Source organism: Comamonas sp. Tr-654 (genome assembly GCF_011752915.1).
Lineage (GTDB): Bacteria > Pseudomonadota > Gammaproteobacteria > Burkholderiales > Burkholderiaceae_C > Comamonas.
In genome coordinates this window covers 632,004-647,668 of record NZ_VWWQ01000002.1, presented here as the reverse complement: position 1 = coordinate 647,668, position 15,665 = coordinate 632,004, and the positions used below count along the sequence as shown (strand labels likewise).

Here is a 15,665-nt window from a genome sequence, read left to right as displayed (position 1 = left end):
TCAGCTCACCAGCTGCCGGAAAGAAGATCAATGCGGCGCGAGTATATTGATTCCATGCCCGACCTTCATGCGACATGGCTTTCGCGCCTGCAGCGCCAGCAGCAGCGCTGGCTGGATGCCCTGCCCAGCCAGTGCGCCGTCTGCGGACGCTGGCCTGGGCCACGCATCTGCCACGACTGCCAGGCGCGCTGGGCTCGGCAAAAGCACCGCTGCCATAGCTGCGCCCTGCCGCTGCCCTCCCTGGTCAGCCTCTGCGGCAGCTGCCTCAAGCAACCGCCCCGGCTCAAACGCTGTACCTCCGTGCTGGACTATGCCTATCCCTGGCAGGACCTCATCACACGCTACAAATTCCAGGCCGACCTGGGGTTGGCACGCAGTCTAGGCAGGCTGATGGCCGGCCACCCCGAAGTCAGAGAGCAGTTGCGAGCCTGCGCTGCCTTGCTGCCCATGCCAGCCTCCGATGAGCGCGTGCGCGAGCGCGGCTTTGACCACGGCCTGCTGCTGGCTCGCGCACTCGGCGAGCAGTACGACACCTGCTTGCCCTTGCTGCGCGGGGTCGTGCAGCGCAGACATCTGGAGCTCCCCCAGCATGCCTCCAGCCGTGAGCAGCGACTGCGCCAGCTGCGCAATGTCTTCAGCCTGGACCCCGCCCGAAAGGCCCTCATCGAAGGGCAGGCGATTTTGCTGCTGGACGACGTGATGACGACCGGCGCCACGCTGGATGCACTGGCCCGCTGCCTGCTTTCGGCGGGTGCTGCCTCGGTCAGTGCCGTCGTGCTGGCGCGCACGCCTTGACCCATATCTGCCAGTCTGGAACTGCGGGGCCGGCAGCGCAGGTAAAAGCCGAGCGGCACAATAGCGCCCCATGTTTCATATCGTTCTTGTGGCGCCCGAGATTCCCCCCAACACGGGCAATGTCATCCGTCTGGCCGCCAACACGGGTTGCAGCCTGCATCTGATCGAGCCACTGGGTTTTTCCATGGAAGACCGGCATATGCGCCGCGCCGGACTGGACTATCACGAGTACGCCAATGTGGCCCGCCACGCCAGCTGGGAAGCCTTCATCGACAGCTGCAAGCCCCGGCGCGAGCGCATGTTTGCCATGACCACGCACAGCAGCAGTCCGGCCCATGCCATGGAATTCAAGGCCGGCGACTGGCTGGTCTTCGGCTCTGAAAGCAAGGGCCTGCCACCCGAGGTGCGCGCCCAGTTCCCCAACGAGCAGCGACTGCGCCTGCCCATGCTGGCCTCTCAACGCAGCCTGAACCTGTCCAATGCCGTGGCCGTGACGGTGTTCGAAGCTTGGCGCCAGCAGGGTTTCGCAGGTGCTGCCCTTGCAGAGCCCAAGACTGCGCTGTAAGTTCCCGCTTATTGTCTCCAATTTCGGAACAATAAGTTGCGCAACAGGGGGTTTTTCTCCTGATTAGATCGTCCTAAAGTACGACTCATGGACTTGCAGCCGACCGACGATATCCGCCAGGACTGCAGGCCCGACGTACCAAAGGACGAATCATGAAATACGCCAACCGCTTTGCCATCGTTGCCGCCCTGGCCATGTCTGCCGCCGCTGCACAGGCCGCAAGCTTTGACTTCACCGGCGATCACTACCCTCCCGAAGTTGCAGGTCAATCCACCCTGACCCGTGCTCAGGTCAATGCCCAGGTGCAGGACGCAATGGCCAAGGGCCAGCTGCAGCTCGTTGGCGACGCCTATCTGCCCCTGTCCCAGCAACAGCAATCCAGCAACCTCAGCCGTGAGCAAGTGCGCCAGGAAACCATTGCCGCAGGCAAGGCCGGTTTGCTGGACAACTATGGCGAATAACGGACTCTGCGCAGCACCCTGCTGTGCAAGGTGCGGCCCAATAACAAAGCCCCAAGGCGCAAGCCAAGGGGCTTTTTTCATGGTTTGAAAATCACGCCGCGAATCAGGCCGCGGCACCAAAGCTGCGCGCCAACGACTCGGCCACGCATACAGGCTTTTCGCTGCCTTCGCGCTCCACCGTCACCAGCCAGGTCATCTGAATGCCTTCGGGCTCGATGCGTTCTGCCGCCTGCAAGGTCATGCGAGCCCGCAAACGGCTGTTGACAGGTACGGGAGCCATGAAGCGCACACGGTTGAGCCCGTAGTTCACCCCCATCTTGGCGCCTTCGATCTTGAAAGTGCCTTCGAAGAACTTGGGCAGCAGGGACAGCGTGAGAAAGCCATGGGCAATCGGCGCACCGAACGGCCCCTGGGCTGCGCGCTCGGGATCGGTATGGATCCACTGCTGATCGCCCGTGGCGTCGGCAAACATTTGAATCTGGGCCTGGGTGATGGTGATCCAGTCGCTGACGGCGACTTCCTGCCCAATCGAGGCCAGCACTTCGGAGTAGGAGCGAAAGGTTTTCATGCCCCCAATGTAGAAGCCCCCTGCCCTATGTCATGTCTGACGCGGGACAAGGGGCTTACCCTAGATTATCTGATCAAATATGCCGGAAGCCCAATACATTCAAGCGTTGAAAGCTATTCTTTTTGAGTAGCTCAGGCTTCACTGGAGCGCTGAACAAAGAACAGGCCTGTGCCCACGGCCATCAGCAGGCCGCCGAACACGCGGTTCTGATTACGCATGGCGCGTGCGCTGCGCATCAGGCCGCGCAAGGCGCTGGCACCTGCTGCATAGCTGTGCATCACCGTGGTGTCCACGGCCAGCATGGTCACGGCCAGAATCGCCAACTGCGGAGCCAGGGGACGGCTGGTGGTCATGAACTGGGGCAGCACGGCGACCATGAAGATGATGCCTTTGGGATTGGTGGCATTGGTCAGAAAGCCCGTCAGCACGCGCTTTCTGAGACTGGCCTCGGGCGCAGCCTCTTGCGCTGCCAGCGGCGAGCCACCCGAACGCCACTGGCTGATGCCCAGATAGATGAGATAGCCGGCGCCCACGATCTTGACGGCATTGAAGGCCCACTCGGACGCCATGAGCAGCGAGCCCACGCCCGCACCTGCTATCAACAAGATGAGCAGCAGCCCGAGCTGCAGACCCATGATGGTGGCGCTGGTCTTGCGCACGCCATACGACAGGCCATGACTCATGGACAGCACAGCCCCCGACCCCGGCGAGACCGCGATGATCCAGGAGGCCACAAAAAAAGCAAACCAAGTGTGCAGATCCATACTCACTCCAAACGCCGATCTAAAGCGCCAGTCACAAAGCGCCTATCTTAAAAGTTGCGCTGTCAACTTGCAGACGCATGGTTGACCAGGCGCTATAAGCATCAGGTAGACATTCGCCCCCTTTTTTTCTTTCTGTCAAAAATCTGACGCTTGACTGCGGGTGCCAAAATGGAATCTTTCTAGGGTTAACACCACATAACATTCCCATGGAACACGGCTCTCCCATCTGGCTGACTTACGGCTTCATTTATCTTACGGCGGCGGTCCTGGCCGTCCCCATCGCCAGAGCCCTGGGCCTGGGAGCCATCATTGGCTACCTGGGCGCCGGCATTGCCATGGGCCCCTGGGGCTTTGGCCTGGTCCGCAATGTGGACGACATCCTGCACTTTGCCGAGTTTGGCGTGGTGCTTATGCTGTTCGTGATCGGACTTGAGCTGCAGCCCAAGCGCCTCTGGGAGCTGCGGCGCCCCATCTTTGGCTGGGGCATGGCCCAGATGGTGGTCTGCACCGGCATTCTGTTCCTGGCTGCCTGGGCCTTTGGACTGTCCTGGCGCGTCAGCCTGATCGCGGGCATGGGCCTGGCATTGTCGTCCACCGCCGTCTGCCTGCAGATCATGGCCGAGCGCAATCTGATGCGCACTCCCAGCGGACAGGCGGCCTTCTCTATCCTACTGTTCCAGGACGTGGCGGCCATCCCCATCCTGGCGCTGATTCCGATTCTGGGCGCTTACAAGGCCGCCCATGCCAGCCACGGCGACAGCCATGTCTGGCTGGCCATTCTCAAGACCGTGGGCACGATTGGCGCCGTCATCATCGGCGGCCGATTGCTGCTGCAACCGCTGCTCCGTTGGATTGCGCGCAGCAAGACCCCCGAGATTTTCACCGCCACCTCGCTGCTGCTGGTCGTGGGCATTGCCATGCTGATGACGCAGGTGGGCCTGTCCATGGCGCTGGGCGCCTTCCTCGCCGGCGTGCTGCTGGCCGACAGCGAATACCGCAGCGAGCTGGAAACCAATATCGAGCCATTCAAAGGCCTGCTGCTGGGCCTGTTTTTCATGGCCGTGGGCATGAGCATCGACTTTGGCGTCATCCTCCAGTCCCCCTGGACCATGGCGGCCATGGTGACGGGCTTTATTGCGCTGAAGGCCGTGATGATCTTCGGTCTGGCCAGATTCATGCAGATCCCCTGGCGCGAGCGCCCGGTGTTCACGCTGATGCTGGCGCAAGGCGGCGAATTCGCCTTTGTGGTGTTCCAGACAGCCGCGCAGTACAAGGTGTTCCGCCACAGTGTCTCTTCCATGCTGGTCGCGGCCGTGGCTCTGTCGATGCTGCTGGGCCCGCTGCTGCTGGTGCTGCTGGACAAACTGCTGCTGCGCCGCTTTTCCACCATCAAGGATGAGGAATGCGGCTCCGACAAAGCCAAAGAGATCTCCGAGCCTCAAGACTCACCCATCATCATTGCCGGCTTCGGCCGCTACGGCCAGATCGTGGCCCGCGTGTTGCTGGCCCAGGGCATACGCCCGACCATCCTGGACCACAGCGTGGAAATGCTGGAGGCCGCCCAGATCTACGGCCACCGGGTGTTCTACGGCGATGCCACACGCATGGACCTGCTGCGCATCGCAGGCGCGGCGCAGGCCCATGTGCTGGTGATTGCCGTCGACACCACCGAGCAGTCCCTGAAGATAGCCAGTCAGGTGCGCAAGCATTTCCCCAACCTCGAGATCGTGGCCCGTACCCGTGACCTGGATCACTGGTTCCGCCTGCGCGATCTCGGGGTCGAGCATGCCCAGCGCGAAGTCTTCGAGTCCAGCCTGATCTCGGCCCAGTCGGTGTTGGAACTGCTAGGTCAGAGTCCGGCCGAAGCCAAACGCATCACGGCACGCTTCAGGGAGCACAATCTGGCGCTGGCCGAGCGCATGTACCCGCACTACAAGGACAAGAACCAGCTGATTGCAGTGGCCAAGCAGGGCCGCCAGCAACTGGTGGAGCAGATGGCCAAGGAGCGTGCCGACCTGCTGGCCGACAGCGCCGATGCACCCGATGCGCCCCTGGACAGCGAGCAAGACCACAGTCCGGCCGACGCCCGGCAGCCGTGATACGCTGCGCGCCATCATGTTCAACCCCAGTCAAGCCGACGTACGGCGATTTTTTTGCGGTGTGCGCGCCAAGATGATCAGCGGCGCGCCCATGGAGGCCATCGAGACGCTGGCCAGCCTGTGGATAGACGAGCACCCCGAGTACTTCGACGAGCTCTCCGACGTGGATGCCGCCGTGGCGCGCAACTACGACGCGGAGACCGAGCGCACCAACCCGTTTCTGCACCTGTCCATGCATCTGTCCATCAGCGAGCAGTGCAGCGTGGACTCGCCACGCGGCATACGTCAGGCCGTGGAACTGCTGACCAGAAAGCGTGACCTGCATGACGCCCATCACGCCGCCATGGAATGCCTGGGCCAGATGCTCTGGGAAAGCCAGCGCTCGGGACGCCCGCCCGATGGCGAGGCCTATGTCGCCGGAGTGCAGCGTCTGGCCACTACCGACGGCAGTTTCAAAAGCAGCCTCTGAGGCGATGCGCCGCCGAGCGACACTTCATGAGTCAAAGAAAAAGCCCGTCTTCACGGGCTTTTTCTTTGACGCAGCCGAAGCTACTTCTGGCCAAAGCGGAAATGTGGCTGCGCCACCACCTGCATCTCACTGTCCAGACTGCCGATGTATCGGGCCAGCTGCTGCAGCTCGTCGTTCTTGAACTGTTTGGCAATGCCAGCCATCACGCCATTGCTGCGCCCGATGATGGGATTGCCCTCGGTCCTGTAGGCCTGCAAGGCCCGGAACACATAGTCAGAATACTGCCCTGCCACCTTGGGATAGGACGGATCGATGGGCTTGGAAAAGCCTTCGCCATGGCAGGAGAAGCAGGCACCTTTTTGCAGCAGCGCCGTGACTGCTGGGTTCGCTTCCTTGGGCTTGCCGTCCTTGGCCTTGGCATGCCCCGCATAGTAGGCAGCCACATCGGCCATGTCCTGCTCGCTCAGCGAGTCGGCAATGCCGCGCATGGTGGGGTGTTTGCGTTCGCCTTTCTTGTAGGCGTTCAGGGCCGAGACGATATAGGCCTCGTTCTGACCACCGATCATGGGTACCTTGTATACCTCAGGGAAGCTGGCCTGATAACCGGTGATGCCATGACAGCCTATGCACATGGCAATCTTGCCTGCGCCAGCCTTTGCATCGCCCTTGACAGCCTGGGCGTTTGCCGCGCCGGTCACTGATGCGACAACTACTGCCAATACCGTGGTCCAAGTTTTTATCATTTTGCGCGCACAATCCTTCAAGAGTTCAGACGGGTGCTCAAATGCCTTGCTGCAGTGCAAACGATTATGGCAGTGAGAATTTCGCACGCTTATCAATACTTACGCTGATACCGCCCATGAAGTTTCAAGGTTCCGACAAATACGTGGCCACGCAAGATCTGATGCTGGCCGTCAACGCTGCCGCTACCCTGCAGCGCCCTCTACTCATCAAGGGCGAGCCCGGCACGGGCAAAACCATGCTGGCCGAGGAGGTCGCTCAGGCGCTGGACATGCCGCTGCTGCAGTGGCACATCAAGTCCACCACCAAGGCCCAGCAAGGCCTGTATGAATACGACGCCGTGAGCCGCCTGCGCGATTCGCAACTGGGCGACGAGCGCGTCAAGGACATTCACAACTACATCGTCAAGGGCGTGCTCTGGCAGGCTTTCACGGCGGAGCGTCCCGTGGCCCTGCTGATCGACGAAATCGACAAGGCCGACATTGAGTTCCCCAACGACTTGCTGCGCGAAATCGATCGCATGGAGTTCTATTGCTACGAGACCCACGAGATGATCCGCGCCAAGCACCGGCCCCTGGTCTTCATCACCTCGAACAACGAAAAGGAACTGCCCGACGCCTTCTTGCGCCGCTGCTTTTTCCACTACATCAAGTTCCCCGATGCCGACACCATGCGCCAGATCGTGGCCGTGCATTTCCCCAAGCTGCAGGGCGAGCTGCTGAGCGCCGCGATGAAGGTCTTCTACGATGTGCGCAATCTGCCCGGCCTCAAGAAAAAGCCTTCGACCAGCGAGCTGATCGACTGGCTCAAGCTGCTGGTCGCCGAGGAGATCCCTGCATCGGCCCTGCAATCCGAGGAAGGCAAGGTCAGCGTGCCGCCCCTGGTTGGCGCCTTGCTCAAGAACGAGCAGGATATGAGCCTGTTTGAAAAGCTGGTCTTCATGAACCAGCGCAATCGCTGAGCCGACATCAAAAGCCGAGGAGACACAGCCCATGAGCACCGCACAACAACTGCTGCTGGAAGGCGGCTCCGACGCCATCGGCTTTGTGGGCGGCGCCCTGCTGGGCTGGGGCCTGTCCCATGTTCTGGGCCTGGATCTGTTCGCCCAGGGTTATGGCGCCGGCAGCATTGCCGCCATCGCCATGGTGGGCCTGGGCGGCGGCCTCGGTCTCAAGTTGGCACGATTCTGGCGCAGCAAGCGCAATCCACTTTGAGTGAGCAAGCCATGACTTTTGTAGACACCGTGACCCTGCGCGACCGCGGCGTGCGGCTGGAGCCGCTGGCCCTGAGCCATGAGGCAGGTCTGGCCGCAGCCGCGGCCGATGGAGAGCTGTGGAAGATTCGCGTGACTTCCGTGCCCGAGCCTGGCGAGGTGCGCAGCTATATCGAGACCGCGCTGCTGGGCCGTGACCAAGGCCACCGCTTTGCATTCGCCGTTCTCGACGATGCCAGCGGCAAGGTGCTGGGAACGACCAGCTATCACGACATTGTTCCTGCCATTCGGCGCGTGGAGATTGGCTACACCTGGTATGCCAAAAGCGTGCAGCGTACCCATGTGAACACCTCAGCCAAGCTGCTGCTGCTGGCCCATGCCTTCGGTACGCTGGGCTGCCATGTGGTGGGCTGGCGCACGGACAATTTCAACTTCGCCAGCCAGCGCGCCATTGAGCGCCTGGGTGCCAAGAAAGATGGCGTGATCCGCGGCCATGCACTGCGCCGCGACGGCACGATTCGCGACACCGTGATGTACAGCATGCGCAGTGGCGAATGGCCTGAAGCCCGTGCACAACTGCTCTATCTTCTGGAGCAACATGCACCCGCTGCATAAGCGCTGGAGGCATTTTTCATGCTGATCGATTTTTTCTACACCCTGCGTGCCGCCAAGCTTCCCGTGTCGGTCAAGGAATTTCTGGCACTGCTGGAAGCGCTGGACGCAGGCCTGATCGGCCCCAAGAGCGAGGATCGCTGGAGCCTGGACGACTTCTACCACCTGGGCCGAACCATTCTGGTCAAGGACGAGAAGCACTACGACAAGTACGACCGCGCTTTTTCCGCCTATTTCAAGGGCGTGGAGATGCTGGCCGACCTGACCAAGGAAATTCCGCAGGACTGGTTGCAAAAGCTGCTGGAGCGCGAACTCAGCCCCGAGGACAAGGCCAAGATCGAAGCCATGGGCTGGGACGAGCTGATGGAAACGCTCAAGAAACGCCTGGAGGAGCAGAAGGAGCGCCACGAGGGCGGCAACAAATGGATCGGGACAGGCGGCACCAGCCCCTTCGGCCACGGCGGCTACAACCCGGCAGGCATCCGCATTGGCGGGCCGGGCCGCAACAAGAGTGCCGTCAAGGTCTGGGAGCAGCGCGCCTACCGCGACTATGACGACACCCAGGAACTGGGCACGCGCAACATCAAGGTCGCGCTGCGCCGTCTGCGCAAGTTTGCGCGCCAGGGCAGCGAGCTGGAGTTGGATCTGCCGGACACCATCCGTTCCACGGCAGCCAATGCGGGCTATCTCGACATCAAGATGATTCCCGAGCGGCACAACAATGTGAAAGTGCTGCTGCTCATGGACGTGGGTGGCACCATGGACGAGCATATCCAGCGTGTGGAGGAGCTTTTCTCGGCCGTGAAGAGCGAACTCAAGCATCTGGAGTTCTATTACTTCCACAACTGTGTCTACGATTTCATGTGGAAGAACAACCGCCGCCGATTTGCCGAGAAGTTTCCGACCTGGGACATCATTCGCAAGTACAACAAGGACTACAAGCTGATCTTTGTCGGCGACGCGACCATGAGCCCCTACGAGATCCTGCAGCCCGGTGGCTCGGTCGAGTACATGAACGAGGAGCCCGGAGCCGAATGGCTGCAGCGCCTGACGAATGCCTTCCCGCACTTTGCCTGGATCAATCCGGAGCCCCAGGGCGTATGGCAGTACCGCCAGAGCATCAGCATCATCCAGCAGTTGATGGGTGACCGCATGTACCCTTTGTCGCTCAAAGGCTTGGAAGACGCCATGCGCATGCTGTCAAAATAGGGCCATGCCCCAGACCTTGCCCTTGAAAAAGCCGGCCTTGAGGCCGGCTTTGCTTTTGGGAGCCGCCTTGCTCCTCAGCGGCTGCAGCCTGCTTTCCCCCAAAGACAAAGAAGCCGAAGCCATGGGCATCGATACCAGCGGCCCGCCGGCCTTCACGCTGGAAGTCGATGCCCCCAAGCAGATCCGTGCGCTGCTGGAGCAGCATCTTGAGCTCAAGCGCTTTCGCCACCAGCCCGACCTGCAGCGCCGCGAGCTGACGCGTCTGCTGGGTGCGACCGATGCCAACGTGCGCGAGCTGATAGGCACGCTGGGTTATTTCAGCCCCACGGTGACCGTCGAGCTGACCGATACCCCCGAGGAAGAGGCACCGCGCAAAGTGGTGGTCAAGGTCGATCCAGGCCCGCCCACCATCATTGAAAAATCCGAGGTGCGTTTTACCGGCGTCAATGCCAGCGATGAGCTGGGAACCTCGCAGCGCCTGCAGATCGAGGAAACCTGGCCGCTGCAGGCTGGCGAGCAATTCTCGCAATCGGCCTGGAGCAGCGCCAAGAGCGGTGGTCTCAAGGAGCTGCAAAAGCGCCGCTACCCACTGGCACGCATAGATACCAGTCTGGCCGACGTGGATGCCGATACCAACAAGGCGCAGGTCAGCGTGAGCTATGCCCCCGGCCCTGCCTATACCTTCGGTCCGCTGCAGATTGATGGCGCCGAGCGCTACGACCCAGTGCGTACGGCCCGTATCGCGCGCCTGCCCGAGGGCCAGGAATACGATCTGCAAAGCATGCTCGATGCGCAGCAGCGTCTGGTCAGCAGCGGCTATTACGACTCGGTATTTCTTTCGTTGGCCGACTCCCCACCACAGGCCGCCACCGAGGCTGAACGTGACGAGCAGCGCAAGGGCCAGGGCGCAGCCATCACCTCGCCCGTGATTGCCAAAGTACGCGAAGCCAAGCTGCAGAAATGGGTGTTCGGTGTGGGCCTGAGTACGGACACCGGACCGCGCCTGTCCATCGATCACACCTACAACAAGGTGCCCGGTCTGAATTGGCGCTCCGTCAGCAAGCTGCAACTCGACAGAAAGAACCCGCTGATCTCCACCCAACTGGTCGGTCTTCCCGGCGAGGATCTCTGGCGCTGGTTTGCCAGCGGCAAGCTCGAACGCGCACCTGCGGGCGACTTCTATACCAACAGTGCGCAGATGCGCTTTGGCCGCTCCAAGGCCGAAGACCGTATAGAGCGCAATATGTACCTGCAGTACGACTATGCCAAGACCCAGGGTGCAGGTGCTCCGCCCGGTGCCTCCTCGCTGCTGGCCAACTATGGCTGGACGGCCCGCTATTTCGACAACAATCTGCTGCCTACCTCGGGCTTCGGGCTGGCCCTGGAAGCTGGCGCAGGCACCACGCTGACGCCGCAGCGCTCGCCTTTCGGGCGCCTCACGGGCCGTTGGCTGAGCCTGATACCGCTGGGCGAGCGTGACGAGGAAACCAGGCGCCACAGCCGTCTGCAGATCAAGGCCGGAGTCGGCGCCGTCATGGCCAAGAAAGATGTGGATCTGCCCACCACCATCATGTTTCTGACAGGCGGTGACAACACGGTGCGCGGCTATGGCTATCAATCGATTGGCGCACGCACCGACAACGGCCGCGTGATTGCGGGCCGCTATCTGGCCATGGGCAGCGTGGAGTGGCAGCGGCCCATCACCATCAAGGGCAACACCCAGGACTTCGAGCACGCCGTCTTTATCGATGCAGGTACGGTCGGCGACGATATCAACCGCCTCTACACCCGCGTCGGCTTTGGCACCGGCATACGCTGGAAAAGCCCGGTCGGTCCGATTCAAGCAGATCTCGCCTGGGGCGCTCAGGAACAACAACTGCGCCTGCACCTGCGCCTGGGCTTCACGTTTTAAGCATGGCAGAACAAGACACACCCCCTACCGCCAAGGCATCCTCCTCACTCCCCAAACGCCGCCGCTGGCTGCGCGCACTGGGCTGGACTATTGCGGCGGCCCTGCTCGCCCTGGTGCTGGCACTTGGCAGCCTGCTGTGGTGGATTGGCAGGGACGACTCGCTCAACCAGACACTGCAGCGCGTGGCGGGCTGGCTGCCCGCAGACCAGTCCCTGGTGGCCAAGGAGGTCACTGGCAGCGTCAAGAACGGCGGCCGCATCGGCTGGCTGAAATGGCAAAGCCCGACCATGCAGGTCGAGGTCAATGAAGCGCAGATTGGCTGGCAGTTCAGGCCGTTGCTGCTCTCCCGTACGCTCAAGCTGGGCGAAGTCCATATCGCCGAGCTGCGCATTGCCAGCACCCCCGACCCCGACAAACCCGCCAGCGAGCCACTGCAGTCGCTGACCCTGCCGTTGAAGATAGAGCTGCCCTTCAGGATCGATCAGATCATCTGGCAAGGCCCGCCTGAAGCCGTGGTTCAGGACCTCCGCGGTCGCTATGAATACACGGGCACAGACCATGAACTCAAGGTCAGCAGCCTGCGTTTTGCCCAGGGCGCCTACCAGGCCCAGCTGAAGCTGCAGGGCGCGGCCCCCATGGCCTTGCGAGCCGAAGCAACAGGCGATGTGCAAGTGCCCAACCCGCTGGACAAAAGCGATGACGCCCTCAACACCATTGCCGTGCAGGCCAGGGTGACGGCCGAAGGCACGCTGGCCACCGAAGCGGCCAGGCTGGCGATCAAGGCCAATGCCAGCGCCAAAGCATCGCCCCCTGGCCCGGGAACTCAAGACCCGCAAGCAACCACCCCGAAGCGGGAGAAGAGCGCAGGACCATCTCGTTCAAAGTCAGAAGCAGCAACGACAGAGGTGGGCCCCATGCAGGCCGATGTGGAGGCCAGCATCATGCCCTGGCGCAGCCAGCCGCTACTGGCCGCCAAGGCCCAGCTCCAGAATCTCGATGTCTCGGCTTTCTGGCCTCAAGGGCCACGCACCCTGTTGACTGGCCAGTTGCAGGCCGGCCCAGACGAGACCATGCCAACAGCGGCAGACCTGGAGGCTCAGCCCTGGAAGCTCAACACCCGTTTCAGCAACGCACTGCCCGGCCCTTGGGACAGGCAGCGTCTGCCCGTGGCCGAGCTGACAGCCCGAATCGATTTCGATGGCCAGCAATGGCAGGTGGACGACTCTCGTATCCAGATTGGCAAGGGCCATATCGCACTCGGCGGTCAGTTCACTCCGAGCACCCAGTTGTTCGAAGGCCTGGCCACGGTGGAACAGCTCAACCCGGCCGATCTCTACAGCACGCTGGAAGCCTCGCCCCTGCAGGGCCGGATCAGTGCCAAGGCCGTACAGGCCGATGTCGACAGCAGCGATCCAGCAGCCAGCAAGATAGTGTTTGACGCAAGCCTGCAGGCAGCAGGCGGCAAGCGCGACAGCCGGGCGCTGCGCATTCAGACCCTGGCTGCCAGCGGCCAGTGGCAGGCCCCGCTGCTGCAGCTGGAAAAGCTGCAGCTGCAAGCCTTGCAGGCCAGCGTCGATGCCAGAGCCGTGGAGTTCAATACCGAAACCCAGCAGGCCAAGGCTCGACTCAAGGCCGCTGCTCCCGGTGCGCAGCTGAGCATTGAAGGGCAGATGGGCCCCGCCAGCGGCGCTGTCCAAAGCCAGCTGCAGCTCGGATCCATGCGCACGCTCACGCAATGGCTGAGCAAGCTGCCGGGCGTCAAGGATCCGCTGGGCGGTGCGCAGCTCGATGGCAGCGCAGATTTGCAACTGGCACTGAAGGGCGGTTGGGAGAATCTGCTCAAGCGCCTGAGCCCCCCCCAAGGCGCGGTCATTCCCGCCAGTGGCTTGCAGATTCAGGCCAAGCTGCGCGCGGAAAAAATTCGCTATCTGCCCGCCGGTGCCGCAGCCGAGCAGAGCGCCGTCCTGCCTGCGCTGGCATTGAGCATTGACGGCAGCCCCGAAAATGCCAAGATCGGCCTTACCGCGCAGGCCCAGCAAGCCGGCAAGAGCATTCAGCTCGACACCGCTTTGCAAGCCGGCCTGGCCAGCGGCAAGGGCATGGCACCGCTGGACTGGCAGGCCAGCCTGGAAAAGCTGCAAGCCCAGCTCACCCCCGACAAGAACAAGCCCGGCCCCTGGGTCGTGCAGCTTCAGCCCGGTGCCCCCGTCCAGATCCAACAGCGCACCAGCGGCAGCACAGTGCTCAGCACCGTCTACCAACTCAGCGCCGGCAAGCTGCAGATCACGCCTCCCAAACTGGGCCTCAGGCGTACCAGCAGCGAGCCACTGCCTCCTGCCCAGCTGACATGGGAAGCAAGCTCCGTCACCCGCGCCGGCAGCGGCCAATGGGGTGTGCGCAGCGCAGGGCAGGCACTTGGAATTCCACTGGCCTGGGTCGATGCCTTCAGCCTGGGCGATGACGATCCACCACTGGAAGCCGCCGGGATTTCCGGCGACCTGAGCTTCAACGCGCGCTGGAACCTGGACACCCTGGGCAAGGATCTCAAGGCCGATCTCACGGTCGAGCGCGCCGCAGGCGATCTGCGGCTGGCGGTGGACGATGGCTCCAGCACCACCGTCATCCAGACTACCGGCCCCACGGCCACACGCGCCGGCGGCACGCGCACACGCCAGATCGGCGGCGCAGGCATGCGCTCGCGCATCAAGGACATGCGCCTCAACGTGCAGGCCCAGGGCAGCCAGGTCAACGCCAAACTGCTTTGGGACAGCGAGCGCGCGGGCAAGCTCAGTGCCGACCTGCGCACCCAGCTCAGCTACCAGCAAGACGGCTGGACGCTACCCGCCATAGCGCCTCTGTCCGGTCAGCTGCACGCCAACATGCCCGATATGGGGCTGTGGTCCTTGTTTGCGCCACCGGGCTGGCGCATTCAGGGCAGCTTGGCGGCGGATGCCAGCATCAGCGGCACCTTGCAGGACCCCAAGTGGCAGGGCGATATCAAGGCCGATGGGCTCAACATCGTGTCTTTACTCGATGGTGTGGACCTGCGCGACGGCATTCTGCGCGCCAAGCTGCAAGGCACCAGGCTGGACATCACCGAACTGCGCCTCAAGGGCGGCAAGGGCAGCCAGGCACGCATTCTGGGCTATAGCGGCAATCTGACCCGAGCTCCCGAAGACGGCGGCCAGCTGACCGGCTCGGGCTATGCCCAGTTCACACCACCGGGTACGGGGGCCGAAGCGGGCCTGAGCATGAATCTGCAGGCCAAGGCCAGCAAGCTGCAAGTCCTGGTGCGCGCCGACCGTCAGGTCAGCGTCTCCGGCGATCTGCAGGCCCGGCTTGAGCAAGGCCAGTTCACACTGCGTGGCGACCTGAAGGTCGACAGAGCCTCCATCATCCTGCCCGAAGAATCCGCGCCATCGCTGGACAAGGATGTGGTGGTGCGCTCTGCAGCATCGCGCAAGGCCGAGGAAGAGGAGCGCCGGCGTAGCGAACAACAGGCCCGCAAGGAGCAGGCCCGCGCCACACCGCGCAAGGTGCCCGACATTCTCGTCAAGCTCGACATGGGACGTGACTTTGCGCTGCAAGGCTTTGGCATCACCACGCGACTGCTGGGCCAGCTTGAGGTACGAGGTGCCAGCTACATCGGCGGCCCACCCAGCGTGACCGGAGAAATCCGTACCGAGGAAGGCCGCTACCGCGCCTGGGGACAGTCGCTGAATGTGGAAACCGGACTGATACGCTTCAATGGCCCCTACAACAACCCCTCGCTGGACATACTGGCGCTGCGTCCGAATATTGCCGTCAAGGCCGGCGTGCAGGTGCTGGGCACAGCCAGCGCGCCACGCGTGCTGCTGTACTCGGACCCGGCCCTGCCCGACGCGGAAAAGCTCTCCTGGGTAGTCATGGGCCGTGACCCTGCTTCCGGCGGGGCCAGCAGCGCCCTGCTTCAGCAGGCCGCCATGGCCTTGCTGGCTGGCGGCAACAGCTCCAGCGGCAAGATTGCGGGCAGCCTGGGGCTCGATGAAGTCGGCTTCAAGGGCGGCGGGGATGGCACTGATGCAGCGGGCGCTGCGCTGACCATGGGCAAGCGCGTCTCGGACAAGCTCTATCTGACCTACGAGCAAAGCCTGTCGGGAGCCATGGGCATCATCTACATCTTCTACGACCTGTCTCGCAGCGTCACCTTGCGCGCTCAGACCGGCATGACCAGCGCCATGGACATCGTCTATACCGTTCGCAAGGATTAAGCATGAA

The 15,665-nt window shown here is 62.6% G+C and carries 14 protein-coding genes; 11 read left to right on the top strand and 3 right to left on the bottom strand.

All coding sequences use genetic code 11. The annotated features are described in order from the left end of the window. The first annotated feature begins 54 nt into the window (after positions 1 to 54). The 3 genes from F3J24_RS08600 (at position 55) to F3J24_RS08590 (ending at position 1,821) form a co-directional block, all read left to right on the top strand. On the top strand, positions 55 to 795 hold the full coding sequence (locus tag F3J24_RS08600) for a ComF family protein (RefSeq protein ID WP_240154285.1): 741 nt from the start codon (positions 55 to 57) through the stop codon (positions 793 to 795). Between the two features lie 70 nt (positions 796 to 865). Next, entirely contained in the window at positions 866 to 1,360 is a 495-nt protein-coding gene (gene trmL / locus F3J24_RS08595) for a tRNA (uridine(34)/cytosine(34)/5-carboxymethylaminomethyluridine(34)-2'-O)-methyltransferase TrmL (RefSeq protein ID WP_167004722.1), read from the top strand. Between the two features lie 152 nt (positions 1,361 to 1,512). Continuing rightward, a complete protein-coding gene (locus F3J24_RS08590; protein WP_003051774.1) occupies positions 1,513 to 1,821 on the top strand; it encodes a DUF4148 domain-containing protein in 309 nt (102 codons plus the stop codon). Positions 1,822 to 1,924: 103 nt separating this feature from the next. Here F3J24_RS08590 and F3J24_RS08585 read toward each other — a convergent pair whose 3' ends face one another. After that, complete coding sequence (locus F3J24_RS08585) at positions 1,925 to 2,389, bottom strand: MaoC family dehydratase (protein ID WP_167004720.1); 465 nt, start codon at positions 2,387 to 2,389, stop codon at positions 1,925 to 1,927. 131 nt (positions 2,390 to 2,520) lie between these two features. Then, entirely contained in the window at positions 2,521 to 3,153 is a 633-nt protein-coding gene (locus F3J24_RS08580; protein ID WP_003051771.1) for a LysE family transporter, read from the bottom strand. Positions 3,154 to 3,359: 206 nt separating this feature from the next. Here F3J24_RS08580 and kefC point away from each other — a divergent pair, with 206 nt between their 5' ends. Together kefC and F3J24_RS08570 are read left to right on the top strand one after the other, a co-directional pair. Further along, positions 3,360 to 5,252, top strand: coding sequence for a glutathione-regulated potassium-efflux system protein KefC (kefC, locus tag F3J24_RS08575; protein WP_167004716.1), 1,893 nt, complete (start codon positions 3,360 to 3,362; stop codon positions 5,250 to 5,252). Positions 5,253 to 5,268: 16 nt separating this feature from the next. Beyond that, on the top strand, positions 5,269 to 5,721 hold the full coding sequence (locus F3J24_RS08570) for a DUF1841 family protein (RefSeq protein WP_043003359.1): 453 nt from the start codon (positions 5,269 to 5,271) through the stop codon (positions 5,719 to 5,721). Between the two features lie 80 nt (positions 5,722 to 5,801). On the opposite strand, the gene F3J24_RS08565 is transcribed toward F3J24_RS08570, so the two are convergent. Next, a complete protein-coding gene (locus tag F3J24_RS08565; protein ID WP_167004713.1) occupies positions 5,802 to 6,464 on the bottom strand; it encodes a cytochrome c in 663 nt (220 codons plus the stop codon). Positions 6,465 to 6,580: 116 nt separating this feature from the next. On the opposite strand from F3J24_RS08565, the gene F3J24_RS08560 reads away from it, so the two are divergent. The 6 genes from F3J24_RS08560 to F3J24_RS08535 all read left to right on the top strand — a co-directional run bounded on the left by F3J24_RS08560 (position 6,581) and on the right by F3J24_RS08535 (position 15,658). Then, positions 6,581 to 7,423, top strand: a complete 843-nt coding sequence (locus F3J24_RS08560) for a MoxR family ATPase (protein WP_003051760.1) — start codon at positions 6,581 to 6,583, stop codon at positions 7,421 to 7,423. 31 nt (positions 7,424 to 7,454) lie between these two features. Next, positions 7,455 to 7,676 (top strand): hypothetical protein, encoded by a 222-nt coding sequence (locus F3J24_RS08555; protein ID WP_167004710.1) that lies wholly within the window; start codon positions 7,455 to 7,457, stop codon positions 7,674 to 7,676. An 11-nt stretch (positions 7,677 to 7,687) separates the two neighbouring features. Beyond that, the gene (locus F3J24_RS08550; protein WP_167004707.1) at positions 7,688 to 8,290 is read left to right on the top strand and encodes a GNAT family N-acetyltransferase; all 603 of its coding nucleotides are present in this window, start codon (positions 7,688 to 7,690) and stop codon (positions 8,288 to 8,290) included. An 18-nt stretch (positions 8,291 to 8,308) separates the two neighbouring features. Continuing rightward, positions 8,309 to 9,496 (top strand): VWA domain-containing protein, encoded by a 1,188-nt coding sequence (locus F3J24_RS08545; protein ID WP_003051754.1) that lies wholly within the window; start codon positions 8,309 to 8,311, stop codon positions 9,494 to 9,496. A 121-nt stretch (positions 9,497 to 9,617) separates the two neighbouring features. Then, a complete protein-coding gene (locus tag F3J24_RS08540; protein ID WP_167004704.1) occupies positions 9,618 to 11,408 on the top strand; it encodes an autotransporter assembly complex family protein in 1,791 nt (596 codons plus the stop codon). Positions 11,409 to 11,410: 2 nt separating this feature from the next. Continuing rightward, positions 11,411 to 15,658 (top strand): translocation/assembly module TamB domain-containing protein, encoded by a 4,248-nt coding sequence (locus F3J24_RS08535; RefSeq protein ID WP_167004701.1) that lies wholly within the window; start codon positions 11,411 to 11,413, stop codon positions 15,656 to 15,658. Positions 15,659 to 15,665 lie beyond the last annotated feature (7 nt).

What these genes read in the sequence shown, in the direction of transcription:
- F3J24_RS08600 (WP_240154285.1), top strand. Translation starts at nt 55, where the DNA reads ATGCCCGACCTTCATGCGACATGGCTTTCGCGCCTGCAGCGCCAGCAG.
- trmL (WP_167004722.1), top strand. Translation starts at nt 866, where the DNA reads ATGTTTCATATCGTTCTTGTGGCGCCCGAGATTCCCCCCAACACGGGC.
- F3J24_RS08590 (WP_003051774.1), top strand. Translation starts at nt 1,513, where the DNA reads ATGAAATACGCCAACCGCTTTGCCATCGTTGCCGCCCTGGCCATGTCT.
- F3J24_RS08585 (WP_167004720.1), bottom strand. Translation starts at nt 2,389, where the DNA reads ATGAAAACCTTTCGCTCCTACTCCGAAGTGCTGGCCTCGATTGGGCAG.
- F3J24_RS08580 (WP_003051771.1), bottom strand. Translation starts at nt 3,153, where the DNA reads ATGGATCTGCACACTTGGTTTGCTTTTTTTGTGGCCTCCTGGATCATC.
- kefC (WP_167004716.1), top strand. Translation starts at nt 3,360, where the DNA reads ATGGAACACGGCTCTCCCATCTGGCTGACTTACGGCTTCATTTATCTT.
- F3J24_RS08570 (WP_043003359.1), top strand. Translation starts at nt 5,269, where the DNA reads ATGTTCAACCCCAGTCAAGCCGACGTACGGCGATTTTTTTGCGGTGTG.
- F3J24_RS08565 (WP_167004713.1), bottom strand. Translation starts at nt 6,464, where the DNA reads ATGATAAAAACTTGGACCACGGTATTGGCAGTAGTTGTCGCATCAGTG.
- F3J24_RS08560 (WP_003051760.1), top strand. Translation starts at nt 6,581, where the DNA reads ATGAAGTTTCAAGGTTCCGACAAATACGTGGCCACGCAAGATCTGATG.
- F3J24_RS08555 (WP_167004710.1), top strand. Translation starts at nt 7,455, where the DNA reads ATGAGCACCGCACAACAACTGCTGCTGGAAGGCGGCTCCGACGCCATC.
- F3J24_RS08550 (WP_167004707.1), top strand. Translation starts at nt 7,688, where the DNA reads ATGACTTTTGTAGACACCGTGACCCTGCGCGACCGCGGCGTGCGGCTG.
- F3J24_RS08545 (WP_003051754.1), top strand. Translation starts at nt 8,309, where the DNA reads ATGCTGATCGATTTTTTCTACACCCTGCGTGCCGCCAAGCTTCCCGTG.
- F3J24_RS08540 (WP_167004704.1), top strand. Translation starts at nt 9,618, where the DNA reads ATGGGCATCGATACCAGCGGCCCGCCGGCCTTCACGCTGGAAGTCGAT.
- F3J24_RS08535 (WP_167004701.1), top strand. Translation starts at nt 11,411, where the DNA reads ATGGCAGAACAAGACACACCCCCTACCGCCAAGGCATCCTCCTCACTC.